Raw genomic sequence first — 12,477 nt, 5'->3', positions numbered from 1 at the left:
GAATTGGGAGCGCAGGGGAAGACTATGCGGCTGACTTGCCCAAATTGCGGAGCACAATACGAGGTACCAGACGACATCATCCCCACTGCGGGGCGTGATGTGCAATGCTCTAACTGCGGCAACACTTGGTTCCAGACGCATCCCGACCACCCCGTGGAACTCGAAGCCACGCAGGAAGAGACGCTACCCGCTGAGACGCCCTCAGAGGAGGACGTGAATGCTGAGCCTGTAGAAGACTCCCCCGAAGCTGAGCCTTTTGAAGAAATCGAACCACCGGAAATTTCGATTTCACCAGAGACTGCGGAGGACATTTCCGCGGAGGAAGAGGCCGACTCGGACGATATTGATCTGGGCGGTACGGATTGGGATCTGGAGACCGACGAAGCCTGGACCGAACCCAATGCAGCCGAGGTTGCGGCACATTCAGCCCAGGAGCCGGATGACGAGGATTTCTACGAAGATCTCGAGGATGAGGCCGCTGAGGATGAACACATTTTGGAGGAAACCTCCGAAGATGAAGACCAGGAACTTGAACCTGCGCAAACCGGCTCGGACCGCCCCCGCCGCGGACTTGACGCAGACGTTGCCGATATTCTGCGTGAAGAAGCTGCTTATGAGTTCCAAGCCCGCGCTGCTGAGGAGCCTCAGAGTCTGGAGACACAGGGTGACCTAGGGCTCGATGATGCCGGTCATGATGACACCCCTGAAGCGTCAGATCCGGTTGCCGCCCGTGTAGATCGACTACGGGGCCAAGAGCAGCCGAAACTTCGGAAAGCAAAGGTCAAGGACCGGCGCTCTACCCGTCGTGATCTTTTGCCGGACATTGAGGAAATAAACTCAACTTTACGCAGTACGGAAATGCCCAAACGAAAGGCTGACCCACGCAAGGCGGTTGACGAACGACTGCGGCGTGGCAGAGGTTTCCGGCTAGGGTTCTGCGTCGTGCTCATGCTCGCTGCGGCAGCGATCTTTGTCTACAGCTCACATGACACCCTAAGTTTGCGCTATCCAGAAGCGGCGCCCTTCATTGAAGGCTTTATGGCATCAGCCAATGACACCCGCATCTGGCTGGATGACAAAGTGACCCAGCTGTTTCTCAAACTAAATGAGATGACAGGCTAAGCCGCGCGATAGCTTGCTGTTGACAACTGGGCCGTTTCTCACTTTCGGAGATCGACCTCAGAAGCGATCGAGCAGACGCTCCAGATAGTTGCGCTCAATCTCAGGCCGTTCGGCCTCGCCTGCGCGACGGCGGATCTCGTCAAGCAAACGTCGCGCCTGACGATAAACATCTTCGCCCTGCAACAAACCCTCTTGGGTGCCAGCTGCACCACGGTTGCCCTGACTGCGGCCCAGGGGATCTTGCCCGCTACCCTGCGCCTCTGCCGTACCCTGTTGACCTTCCTGCTGTTGTTGCGCCATCGCCTCGCCCAGATTGCGCATGCCTTCGCGCAGCGCATCCATCGCCTCAGCTTGCCGATCGATTGCGGTGGCCAAATCATCTTGGCGCAGGGCCTCCTCTGCGCCTTCCATTGCGCTCTCGGCCTGTCCTAACGCTTCGCGCGCGGCATCGCCTTCCTGCGTTCCTTGGCCTGGCAGGTTGCCAAGCTGACGATTAAGTTCCTGACGCAGCGCTTGCTGGCGGTCTTCTAGTGCCTCGGATTGGCCGGGCTGCTGACCAGCGGACTGACCTGTCTCCCCCCCGCCTTCGCCCTCTCCGCGCCCTTCGCCGCCAGTGCCGTCATGGGCTTGCCCACGTCCTTCACCGCCGCTGAAGCCCTGATTTTCGCTCGATTGGCCACTTTGGGCACCAGGGTTGAACTGCTCCTGCAGTTCACGGAAGGCCTCGTCAGAAAGCCCCTGCTGTTCGCGTAGTGTATCTGCCAAGCCTTGCATCGCTTGCTCACCCGGGCTTTGCTGTCCTTCGCCCTGGGTGACCCGCATATTCTCCATGAGCCGCTGCAACTCTTCCAAGGCCTGCTGCGCTTCCGCCATGCGGCCCTGCTCCATCAATTCCTGGATGCGGTCCATCATGCGCTGCAAATCATTTTGATTGAGCTGCATATTGTTCTGCGCCGTGTCCTGATTTTCCTGACCGTCGCCCTGTTGCTGATCGCGCCGCGCCAACTCGCGCAGATAATCCTCGGTCGCCTCGCGCAGTTCCTGCATCAATCGCGCGATCTCGGCGTCGCTGGCGCCGTTTTTCATCGCTTCTGACAGGCGTTCTTGCGCTTGGCGCAGCCGTTCTGCTGCACTCCCGAGATCGCCTTCCTCCAGATCAAGCGCCAAGGCCCAGAGCGCTTCCGCAAACTCGTCACGTTTCTCGCCGGTCAGCCCGTGGGACACATTGGTTTCAAGCCGCTTCAAAATGGTTCGAAACCGCAGGTAATCTGTTTCCTGCTTAAAAACGCCTTCTTCCGGACGATGCGAAATCGCGCGCATCAACTGCGCAACACGGGCACCGTTCTCCTTCGACCAAAGGAGATCACGCCTCAGCTCAACTATCGCTGCGGCGAGCGGGTCAAAGAATCGGCGCGCAGGCAACGCAAACCGCATCGTGCCTGTTGTGCCCGTCAGCCCGGCATCGTCCTCGACGGTCAAAGTGACTTCGACCGGCAGATGCGCCCAAGGATGCTTGGAGAAATCTTCGATCAGGACTTCCTGAAAATAGGCCCGGTCTCCCGAAATCGGCAAAGGCAGTGGCACTTCGACCTCAGGGTGCTCTTCAGGTGCCACCCGCAGTCCGTAGACGCGCTCAATCGCACTCATATCCAAGCGCACGACAGCGGTTCCGCCAACGACGCCATAGTCATCCGTCGCTTCAAACGGCAGTGTCATCTCTCCACGGCCCGACGTCTCCGGAAGCTGTGTGGCCATGACAGTTGGCGCGCCATCCGGCAGCACCGCGATGCCCCAGCTGGCACCGCCGTTCCCGGAAATTTCAAGCACGCCAGATTGAACGACATCAAAGCTCTGTTCCGCATCTGCCGCACTTTCAACGGCGCTGGTGCGACCCGAGACGGTCTCAGCCACCGTCAGCGCGCCGACCTCACCATAGAGGCGCAAGACAACGCGGCTGCCTTGAGGAAGCTCCAAGCCCCCCTCAGGTTGGTCATTCAGATAAAGCGCTGGTTTGCCTGTGTAAGAAGGCGGTTCGATCCAGCCCTCCCAAGTGGGGCCGCTGGCCAGCGCAGCCCCGCCCGGCGCTCCAATATCTTTCACCGAAGAGATGTTGGCTGCGGAACCAAAAACGAAAGCGACCATCAGGAACAAGGTTGCTATATAGCGCAGGCCAAAAGGATCCAGATAGGAAATCCGCAAATTCGGCTCAACCGCCTTGGCACGTTCCGTTCGTTGCGCCATGCGCGTCTGGTGCGCCTGCCATAGCGCCTCGGAAGCGGCGTCTCCCTTGCCAATGGCGGGTGTGTCTCTCAATGCCTGAAGGGGCCGCCCCGGCAAGGTGGCATCCAAACGTGCAATGGCCATTTCCTGCGTCGGCACTTCAAAGCGCCGCGCACCGATCACGAGAGCCGCCACCAGCGCCAAAAGCGCCAGAACACCCCCAACCCAAGTCGCCTCAAGCGGCAATACATCCTGCAGGCCGATCATCAGCGCTGCGAGAACAACAAAGAGAATGGACCAAACCGGCCAGAACGCGCGGGTGATTGATTCTGCAAACAGGCCTGCGCGTGTCAGAGCAATCACTCTGCCAAGACGTTTTAGAGTAGCTTCAGACCTGTTTTTTAAAGCCACGTCACTCCCATCCGCACTGCCTTGGGCCGTCTGGCCCTACAACCACTCTGGAATGCTATCGCGATTTATCATCTCTTCATAGCTCGGGCGTCGGCGGATAACCGCAAATTGATCGCCATGAACCAAAACCTCCGGGATCAGAGGCCGGGTATTGTATTCGCTGGACATCACCGCGCCGTAGGCCCCCGCACTGCGGAACGCAACGAGATCGCCTGCGGCCAGCTTGGCCATCTCGCGTTCCTTGGCGAAGGTATCACCGGTTTCACACACCGGACCAACAATGTCGTATTTACCGGGCTCTTCTCCGGGAGCAGGCTCAGAAACAGGGACAATATCGTGATGTGCCTCATACATCGCTGGGCGGATAAGATCGTTCATCGCGCCGTCCACGATCAGGAATTCCCGATCCTCGCCAGATTTCACGTAGATCACCTTGCTGACCATGATACCGGCATTGCCCGCGATCAAACGACCGGGTTCAATCTCGATCTCACAGCCCAAATGCCCAAGTTCCCGCTTGACCATGGCACCATACTCGACCGGCAACGGTGGGGCTGTGTTGGACCGTTCATACGGAATGCCCAGTCCTCCACCCAAATCCAGTCGTTTGATGTCATGCCCATCTGCGCGCAGCACTTCTGTCAGCTCGGCGACCTTGCGATAAGCCGCCGCAAACGGTTCCAGCTGTGTCAACTGACTGCCAATGTGCACATCAATGCCTACGACCTTGAGGCCGGGAAGCGACGCCGCCAAGGCGTAGACCTCGCGCGCGCGGCTGATCGGGATTCCAAACTTATTCTCGGATTTGCCGGTTGCGATCTTGGCGTGTGTCTTGGCATCAACATCTGGGTTCACGCGAATGGTGATTGGAGCCTCAACGCCCAAGCGGCTTGCGACTGCGCTGATAACCGACATCTCTGGCTCGCTCTCCACATTGAATTGGCGGATCCCGCCGGTCAACGCCGCCTCAATCTCTTTTTCGGTTTTGCCGACACCTGAGAAAACGATTTTATCACCGGGCACGCCCGCGGCCTTCGCCCGCGCGTATTCGCCGCCTGAGACCACATCCATACCTGCGCCCAGCTCCGCAAGGGTTTTAAGGATTGCCTGGTTTGAGGCAGCTTTCATCGCATAACAAACCAGATGCTCGGTGCCCTCCAGCGCCTCATCAAACAATTTGAAATGGCGCTCAAGCGTCGCGGTGGAATAGCAATAAAAGGGTGTACCAACCTGTGCTGCAATCTCAGTGACTGGAACATCTTCGGCATGCAACACGCCGTCACGATAAAGAAAATGATCCATGGCCGAGCTCTCCTGAAGTCCTTTGCGTCGCTACCGTTCCCTCTTACGCGGCAGGCAATGACCATTCAATCCTGCCAAGCGCGCTTTCATCGGAAAGATCTCAGCTCTGCGGTTTTGAGCGCAAGAATAGGAACAATGGCAAACCAAAGCTGACACCAACCATCCAGGTCGCTGGTATAGCGAGCAGCCCAAGCCAGTTGCGACGCGCGAACGCTTCAAAAACCACCCATACCGTGAGCACAATCGCTGAGATCACCAGATCCCAATATATGCCGGTCACCGCTGGATTTGCTTTCCACAAGGCGACCAATGCCGGGAGATCAAAGCCATTTTCAGCAATCCAAGGCCCAAAATACCGCATTGGCATAATTGCGCCCCAGATTGCCAATCCCAGAAAAATCCACCGCATTGCTGACATCATTCCTCCCCACTCGCGCCGTTGCGCGCTCCACTGTGTCTGCAAACGCTACGCGCGCTTGAAGGTTTCAGATCAGAATGGTGCGATTATTGGCGCGATTTCAAGCACCTGAGGGTAATCTGCAGAGTATCAGCACCCGTACCAGCGGCAGCCGCCACCAATCGAGATGCTCACGGTGCCATTGCTGATGCCAACGTTTCCGGAGGTATGGACACCATCAGAACCGATACCAATATTGGCATTTGCACGCGGTTTAAACGGCTCGCCATCTGCGCCACATGCAGCGATCACAAGCAGGCTCAGCATTGTAAAATAGATCCGTAGCATCGGCGCAGTCTCCTAAATCAGCGAGGATCGTTCTATCGCATCAAGCGCCATAGCGCAAAGCGATTGGAAACATTCCCTCAAACAAAATGCCCCAGCAAAAGCCGGGGCATCCAAGACGTTAGAGCTGATTTAGCCCAACTTGGCCTGCCAGTAAGCGATCTGCTCACGCACTCGTGTGGGTGCAGTACCACCGTAAGACCTGCGCGAAGAAACTGAATTATGCACGCCCAGCACACCAAAGACATCTTCGGTGATGGCGTCGTGTACCGACTTCATGTCTGCCAAGGTCAGATCCGGCAAATCACAGCCTTTGCTTTCCGCCATCGCAACAAGTGAACCGGTCACATGGTGGGCATCGCGGAACGGCATATTCAGCGCACGCACAAGCCAGTCTGCCAAGTCGGTCGCGGTGGAAAAACCGCTGCCCGCAGCTGCTTCAAGGCTTTCGCGGTTGGCGGTCATATCTTTGACCATGCCTTCCATCGCCGCCAGCGCCAGCATCAGGTTATCCGCTGCATCAAAGACCTGCTCTTTGTCTTCCTGCATGTCCTTGGAATAGGTCAGCGGCAAGCCTTTCATCACCATCAGAAGCGCGGTGTTGGCTCCAAAAATCCGACCAACCTTAGCGCGGATCAGCTCGGCTGCGTCTGGGTTCTTCTTCTGCGGCATGATCGAGCTGCCTGTGGAGAAGCGGTCAGAGAGCGTGACAAAACGGAACTGTGCAGAGGACCAAATCACCAGCTCTTCGGCAAAACGGCTCAGGTGCATCGCACAGATGCTGGCAGAAGACAGAAACTCCAGCGCGAAGTCTCGATCTGCAACAGCATCCAATGAGTTGGCCGCAGGGCGGTCAAAACCCAGCGCCGCAGCCGTCATCTCACGGTCAATCGGAAAAGAAGTTCCGGCAAGCGCCGCTGCACCCAAGGGAGATTCGTTCATACGCGCACGGGCATCTTTGAAGCGGCTCAGGTCGCGCCCAAACATCTCTACATAGGCCATCATATGGTGGCCCCACGTCACCGGTTGGGCGGTCTGCAGATGCGTGAACCCCGGCATCACCCAATCTGCACCCACTTCGGCTTGTGCAACAAAGGCGCGGATCAACGCTTCGATCCCACCAATGGCGGCGTCAATCTGATCGCGCACCCAGAGTTTGAAATCCGTCGCCACCTGGTCATTGCGGCTACGACCCGTATGAAGACGCCCGGCAGGCTCCCCAATCAGGTCTTTCAGGCGCGCCTCCACATTCATGTGGATATCTTCCAGCGCGGTGGAGAATTCAAACGTTCCGCTTTCAATCTCTGACAAGACCGTGAGCAGGCCTTCCCGAATGGCTTCCGCATCGGTATCTGTCAGGATGCCTGTCTTGGCGAGCATCGCCGCGTGGGCCCGAGAGCCAGCAATGTCCTGCGCTGCCATTCGCTGATCGAACCCGATAGAAGCGTTGATCGCTTCCATGATGGCGTCCGGTCCAGCGGCAAAACGGCCGCCCCACATCTGGTTCGAGGTATCTTTGGTCATGAGCAGCCCTTTTGGAGCGAAAATGAAACGAAATAGGTCCGCGTCGGTTTATACAGGCTTGGCAGCAATCGCAATTGCCGCCATGTCCTTTGTCACATTCACCGCCCCAGCACAGGCCGCCGAGCTGGATTACACAGCCGTCAAGGAGCTGCGCGAAGGTGATATGCGCAAGCTCATCTTCCACCCCAAGCCAAAGGAGATCTCTGAAAAGTCCTTTGTTACGGGGGAAGGCACTGAGGCAACTTTGCAAGGCTATGAAGGCAAGGTTGTGTTGCTGAACTTCTGGGCAACCTGGTGTGCACCCTGTCGTCATGAAATGCCCATGCTGTCTGAGTTGCAATCACAGCTGTCCGGTGATGACTTTGAAGTGGTAACCTTGGCGACCGGACGTAACTTGGTGCCGGCAATGGAAAAGTTCTTTGAAGAGATCAATGTTTCCAACCTGCCACTTCACCGCGATCCTCAAAGCGCCGTCGCGCGCGACATGGGGGTTTTGGGCTTGCCAGCGACTGTATTGCTGGATCGCGAAGGCAATGAAATCGCGCGCCTTCATGGCGATGCCGATTGGTCCAGCGAGACTGCCCGTGCAATTCTCTCAGGCGTGATCGAGCTGACCGCTCAATAAAGCAAATTGCGAAACCCCGTATTGGGTTTCGCGATAAACTCCCAAGATATTGATAAATTTCGAAGCATTTGCCGTGATCGCTGATCGCGAGGCTGATGCACTGACGTCGAAAAGGCGGGCTTTTTTAACTTTGACGATTTAGTGTGGGCCGCCAGATGACCCGATTTAGTTTGCTCTTGCTTGTGACACTAAGTTTACTGCTGCCAGCTCAATTGCTGACCGCCGAAGATGTCATGCCTCAAAGCAATCGCAGTAAGTTCGAGCAACTCAAGGACTTCTCGCTGAAAGGCGATGCGAAGTCATCTTTCAGACAGTTTCGCCGGAAGGCTGAATACTTCGGCAGCATCTATGTGAATCGCCCGGAGCGCCTCGCTGGAAGCTTCTCAAACGTAAATTCCATTGAACTTGCTGACTACTACGCGCGCGCGGCCTGTCATGCGAAATCCAAAAACCCGCGGCACTGCGTTCTATACGCCCGCGTAACACCAAAGAATTTTACGCCTCCCGAAAATGGTGAAACTCTTTCGCGCGACGCCAATAGCGAATTCAAGGAATATCTTCGCCTGCAGAATGGCAAACGGTTTGGCGCCTTTGCGGTATCGGACAATGGTGCGGTTGGCTATTCTTGGGCCGAGCCTTCACGCGATTTCGCTGAAAAAGAAGCGCTGAAACGCTGTGCGAAATCCGCCCTTAAACTGATGCGTGATGTGCCAAAACTATTGAAGCCTGTGGTGGCAGCTCCCTCACGGCAGGGATGCCGCCTTATCCACCTATCACGCTGATAGCCACGTCCCTCTTTGCAAGGCTTACTTAGCCACCACCAGTTTTGCTGAGGTCTCCAGAGATTTTAGGAAAATTTCACAGAAGAAGCGCTCGCTTTGCCATCCGCCCAGAACCGACAGGAAAACAATGGAAAGTAGCGGCCACGCACCGTGTCCATGCAAATTGGCTAAAATCGAGCGTAAATACCCACTAGCAAAGCATTTTTCTGCTTAGCAGTTTAAGCGTTGTTTCATTTGTCCACGCCTAAGATGACGGACGCACTATTGGGAAACCGGGAGTCTGCCATGGGTCGCCCGACCAAGAAAAATTCTGCAGGGACGCCGCGAGAGCATCGCAGCCCGCTTGCCTACGCTGTTGACACGCGAGACTCCTCGACCTTGGATATGGTGCGAGAGGCCATAGCGCACAAACAGGTGATGCTCGCATACCAACCTGTGGTGCAGGCTTCTAATACCAAACGTCCCGCATTCTATGAGGCGCTTGTCAGGGTCCTGGATGAAACCGGCCGGATCATTCCCGCAAAGGATTTCATGGGAGCTGTTGAGGACAGCGAACTGGGTCGACAACTCGATGTTCTTGCACTGGAGCTTGGATTGAAGGCGCTGGCAGAACAGCCCGCGCTACGCCTTTCCATCAACATGTCCGCCCGCTCCATTGGCTATGCGCCTTGGATGGATTGCCTGCAGCGCGGCCTGTCCCGCTCGGCAACGATTCCTGAGCGCCTTATTTTTGAGATTTCCGAAAAATCGGTGGTCCAAGTGCCCGAAATCGTCAAAGGGTTCATGGAAGAGTTGCAGATCAAAGGTATGTCCTTTGCCCTGGACGACTACGGCAGCGGGCTCACCACTCTGACTGTGTTCCGTGATTTTGATTTTGACATTATCAAGCTGGACGGCTCTTTCAGCCGTAACATTGCCAACGACGCGGCAAACCAAGTGCTTGCGAGTGCTGTCGCTGCGATCTGCGAGCGCTTTGACATGCACTCCGTTGCAAGCCGCATCGAAAGCCCGGCAGATGCACAGATGATGACAGATCTTGGCTTTGATTGCTTGCAGGGGTTTGCCTTTGGCGCCCCAACGATCTCCCCACCTTGGAAATCGCGCAAAGAAAAACGCAGCGCTGCATAGCCCGACGCACCCACTACCATCTGAAAACCTGTTGGCTCAGTTTGGCAGGCGAAGCCTTGCCAACCGTCCGCGCCACTTTGACACCCCAATACCCTCACCGTTGCCGCAGTGCGGCAAATGCGCTATTCAGCCATTGGAGAGGAAGATTGCACCTTTGGTTGAGGAGAACCGGGCGCACCCTTCACCCAGAATTTGGTAGAGGATTTTCAAATGACAAACGTAGTGATCGCCTCCGCGGCACGCACCGCAGTCGGCAGCTTCAGCGGATCATTCGCCAACACCCCAGCTCACGATCTTGGCGCTGCGGTTTTGGAAGCGCTGGTGGCCCGCGCAGGCATCGAAAAAGCAGACGTTTCTGAAACTATTCTGGGTCAAGTGCTGACCGCGGGCCAAGGCCAAAACCCGGCTCGTCAGGCACATATCAATGCGGGCCTGCCGATCGAAAGCGCCGCGTGGGGTATCAACCAGGTGTGCGGGTCCGGTCTGCGCGCTGTCGCCCTCGCCGCACAGCACATTCAGCTTGGCGACGCGAACATCGTGGCCGCAGGCGGTCAGGAAAGCATGTCACTCTCTCCCCACGTGGCACACCTGCGTGCTGGCACCAAAATGGGTGATGTCAAGTACATCGACAGCATGATCCGCGACGGTCTTTGGGATGCATTCAACGGCTATCACATGGGCCAGACCGCCGAAAACGTCGCCGAGAAATGGCAAATCAGCCGCGAAGCGCAAGACGAATTTGCGCTCGCATCTCAAAACAAAGCTGAAGCGGCTCAGAAAGCCGGCAAATTTGAAGATGAAGTGATCCCCTTCACCGTGAAGACCCGCAAGGGTGACATCATCGTCGATAAAGACGAATACATCCGTCACGGCGCGACCATCGAAGGCATGCAGAAGCTGCGTCCGGCCTTCACCAAGGATGGCTCTGTCACGGCGGCCAACGCCTCCGGCCTTAACGATGGCGCAGCTGGCGCGTTGCTTATGACCGCAGACGAAGCCGAGAAGCGCGGCATCGAGCCTCTCGCCCGCATCGCATCCTATGCGACCGCTGGCCTCGACCCGTCGATCATGGGTGTTGGTCCAATTTATGCATCCCGCAAAGCTTTGGACAAAGCAGGTTGGTCCGCCGAAGATCTTGATCTTGTGGAAGCCAACGAAGCCTTCGCAGCACAGGCTTGTGCCGTGAACAAGGACATGGGTTGGAATCCCGAGATCGTAAACGTCAACGGTGGTGCAATCGCAATCGGCCACCCGATTGGCGCTTCTGGTGCGCGCATTCTGAACACACTTCTTTTTGAAATGCAGCGCCGTGATGCCAAGAAAGGTCTCGCCACACTTTGCATCGGCGGTGGCATGGGCGTGGCTATGTGCCTTGAGCGCCCCTAAGTCTGCGCCCCAGCACGTTTTACAACGCGAAGGGGCGCCTATCCGGCGCCCTTTTTTTGTGCCTTAGGGAGGTCACTTTCGCACAAGCAGAAAAAATATCTGCGGTGCGGCATTTTCATTGCGCAATTTTCTTGCGAATTAATACATAAATACGTAACAGAGTTACTAAGTAAATTTGGACTGGAGGACCACTATGGCAAGAGTAGCACTCGTCACCGGCGGCAGCCGTGGCATTGGAGAAGCCATTTCTAAAGCACTCAAAGCGGATGGCTATGAAGTTGCAGCCACATATGCTGGCAACGATGAGAAGGCAGCCGCATTCACAGAAGCCACCGGCATCAAGACCTATAAATGGAACGTGGCAGACTATGAGGCTTCTGCTGCGGGCATCGCACAGGTCGAAGCAGATCTGGGCCCAATTGACATCGTGGTCGCCAACGCGGGCATCACCCGCGACGCGCCGTTTCACAAGATGACCCCGGAACAATGGAAAGAGGTTGTGGATACAAACCTCACCGGTGTGTTCAACACTGTTCACCCGGTATGGCCTGGCATGCGCGAGCGCAAATTTGGCCGCATCATTGTGATCAGCTCGATCAATGGCCAGAAAGGTCAGTTCGCTCAGGTGAATTATGCTGCCACCAAAGCGGGCGACTTGGGCATTGTGAAATCTCTCGCGCAAGAGGGCGCCCGTGCCGGCATCACCGCAAATGCCATTTGCCCCGGCTACATCGCCACAGAGATGGTGATGGCTGTGCCGGAGAAGGTACGCGAATCCATCATCGGTCAAATTCCAACAGGCCGTTTGGGTGAACCCGAAGAAATCGCGCGCTGCGTGAGCTTCCTGGCTTCTGAAGATGCCGGGTTCATCAATGGCTCCACGATTTCCGCCAACGGTGGTCAATTCTTCGTCTGATCTCTGGATCTCTACCAAACGCAAAGGGCCGGCCCACAAGGACCGGCCCTTTCTTTATGCCCCGTAAGTGTTTGAAATTCACATCTCATGCACAGCGGGACGGTTCCGTAAGTGCCATCTGGCTCAGCGGAACTTTTTTGGTGCCAAACAAGGATTTGAAGAAGCCAACGAAGATTTTGCTGCGCTCTGCGTGCGCGGCCTCGAAAGCTTGGCGGGTGCGGGCATTGTAAGCAGTTTCAATCATGGCGTTCTCACTTGCTACTGGAGGAATGTCTAACTGCACCCAATATCGCTTTATCCGTAGTTCCCGACAAACGAG

General features: G+C 56.4%; 12 protein-coding genes. 6 read left to right on the top strand and 6 right to left on the bottom strand.

Features of this window, described 5'->3' with window-relative positions:
- Window positions 1-24: 24 nt before the first annotated feature.
- Window positions 25-1,122: a zinc-ribbon domain-containing protein gene (locus J7412_RS05650; RefSeq protein ID WP_209077794.1), complete on the top strand. Its 1,098-nt coding sequence runs from the start codon at window positions 25-27 to the stop codon at window positions 1,120-1,122.
- Window positions 1,123-1,179: 57 nt separating this feature from the next.
- Here J7412_RS05650 and J7412_RS05645 read toward each other — a convergent pair whose 3' ends face one another.
- From J7412_RS05645 to argH, 5 genes are all read right to left on the bottom strand, one after another.
- Window positions 1,180-3,705, bottom strand: a complete 2,526-nt coding sequence (locus tag J7412_RS05645; protein WP_348540468.1) for a TIGR02302 family protein — start codon at window positions 3,703-3,705, stop codon at window positions 1,180-1,182.
- 84 nt (window positions 3,706-3,789) lie between these two features.
- Complete coding sequence (gene lysA, locus J7412_RS05640; protein WP_209077792.1) at window positions 3,790-5,055, bottom strand: diaminopimelate decarboxylase; 1,266 nt, start codon at window positions 5,053-5,055, stop codon at window positions 3,790-3,792.
- A gap of 100 nt (window positions 5,056-5,155) precedes the next feature.
- Window positions 5,156-5,518 (bottom strand): DUF2834 domain-containing protein, encoded by a 363-nt coding sequence (locus tag J7412_RS05635; RefSeq protein ID WP_348540467.1) that lies wholly within the window; start codon window positions 5,516-5,518, stop codon window positions 5,156-5,158.
- A gap of 84 nt (window positions 5,519-5,602) precedes the next feature.
- Window positions 5,603-5,800: a hypothetical protein gene (locus J7412_RS05630; protein WP_209077791.1), complete on the bottom strand. Its 198-nt coding sequence runs from the start codon at window positions 5,798-5,800 to the stop codon at window positions 5,603-5,605.
- 129 nt (window positions 5,801-5,929) lie between these two features.
- Complete coding sequence (gene argH, locus J7412_RS05625) at window positions 5,930-7,321, bottom strand: argininosuccinate lyase (protein ID WP_209077790.1); 1,392 nt, start codon at window positions 7,319-7,321, stop codon at window positions 5,930-5,932.
- Between the two features lie 22 nt (window positions 7,322-7,343).
- On the opposite strand from argH, the gene J7412_RS05620 reads away from it, so the two are divergent.
- The 5 genes from J7412_RS05620 to phbB all read left to right on the top strand — a co-directional run bounded on the left by J7412_RS05620 (window position 7,344) and on the right by phbB (window position 12,158).
- Entirely contained in the window at window positions 7,344-7,946 is a 603-nt protein-coding gene (locus J7412_RS05620; RefSeq protein WP_209077789.1) for a TlpA disulfide reductase family protein, read from the top strand.
- 155 nt (window positions 7,947-8,101) lie between these two features.
- Window positions 8,102-8,728, top strand: a complete 627-nt coding sequence (locus J7412_RS05615) for a DUF4189 domain-containing protein (RefSeq protein ID WP_209077788.1) — start codon at window positions 8,102-8,104, stop codon at window positions 8,726-8,728.
- Between the two features lie 285 nt (window positions 8,729-9,013).
- Window positions 9,014-9,856: an EAL domain-containing protein gene (locus tag J7412_RS05610; protein WP_209077787.1), complete on the top strand. Its 843-nt coding sequence runs from the start codon at window positions 9,014-9,016 to the stop codon at window positions 9,854-9,856.
- Between the two features lie 210 nt (window positions 9,857-10,066).
- The gene (locus tag J7412_RS05605; protein ID WP_209061522.1) at window positions 10,067-11,242 is read left to right on the top strand and encodes an acetyl-CoA C-acetyltransferase; all 1,176 of its coding nucleotides are present in this window, start codon (window positions 10,067-10,069) and stop codon (window positions 11,240-11,242) included.
- A 193-nt stretch (window positions 11,243-11,435) separates the two neighbouring features.
- Window positions 11,436-12,158: an acetoacetyl-CoA reductase gene (gene phbB / locus J7412_RS05600; protein ID WP_209061531.1), complete on the top strand. Its 723-nt coding sequence runs from the start codon at window positions 11,436-11,438 to the stop codon at window positions 12,156-12,158.
- 85 nt (window positions 12,159-12,243) lie between these two features.
- Here the strand turns inward: phbB and J7412_RS05595 are convergent, their stop codons facing one another.
- The gene (locus tag J7412_RS05595; RefSeq protein ID WP_209077786.1) at window positions 12,244-12,402 is read right to left on the bottom strand and encodes a hypothetical protein; all 159 of its coding nucleotides are present in this window, start codon (window positions 12,400-12,402) and stop codon (window positions 12,244-12,246) included.
- Between the last annotated feature and the right edge of the window lie 75 nt (window positions 12,403-12,477).

Source organism: Shimia sp. R9_3 (assembly GCF_017743755.1).
GTDB lineage: Bacteria > Pseudomonadota > Alphaproteobacteria > Rhodobacterales > Rhodobacteraceae > Shimia.
This window is presented reverse-complemented; position numbering and strand designations above follow the sequence as displayed.

Bases quoted from the DNA above. Each gene is read 5' to 3' on its own strand.
- J7412_RS05605 (WP_209061522.1), top strand. From the start codon at position 10,067: ATGACAAACGTAGTGATCGCCTCCGCGGCACGCACCGCAGTCGGCAGC.
- lysA (WP_209077792.1), bottom strand. From the start codon at position 5,055: ATGGATCATTTTCTTTATCGTGACGGCGTGTTGCATGCCGAAGATGTT.
- J7412_RS05610 (WP_209077787.1), top strand. From the start codon at position 9,014: ATGGGTCGCCCGACCAAGAAAAATTCTGCAGGGACGCCGCGAGAGCAT.
- J7412_RS05650 (WP_209077794.1), top strand. From the start codon at position 25: ATGCGGCTGACTTGCCCAAATTGCGGAGCACAATACGAGGTACCAGAC.
- J7412_RS05615 (WP_209077788.1), top strand. From the start codon at position 8,102: ATGACCCGATTTAGTTTGCTCTTGCTTGTGACACTAAGTTTACTGCTG.
- phbB (WP_209061531.1), top strand. From the start codon at position 11,436: ATGGCAAGAGTAGCACTCGTCACCGGCGGCAGCCGTGGCATTGGAGAA.
- J7412_RS05595 (WP_209077786.1), bottom strand. From the start codon at position 12,402: ATGATTGAAACTGCTTACAATGCCCGCACCCGCCAAGCTTTCGAGGCC.
- J7412_RS05620 (WP_209077789.1), top strand. From the start codon at position 7,344: ATGAAACGAAATAGGTCCGCGTCGGTTTATACAGGCTTGGCAGCAATC.
- argH (WP_209077790.1), bottom strand. From the start codon at position 7,321: ATGACCAAAGATACCTCGAACCAGATGTGGGGCGGCCGTTTTGCCGCT.
- J7412_RS05630 (WP_209077791.1), bottom strand. From the start codon at position 5,800: ATGCTACGGATCTATTTTACAATGCTGAGCCTGCTTGTGATCGCTGCA.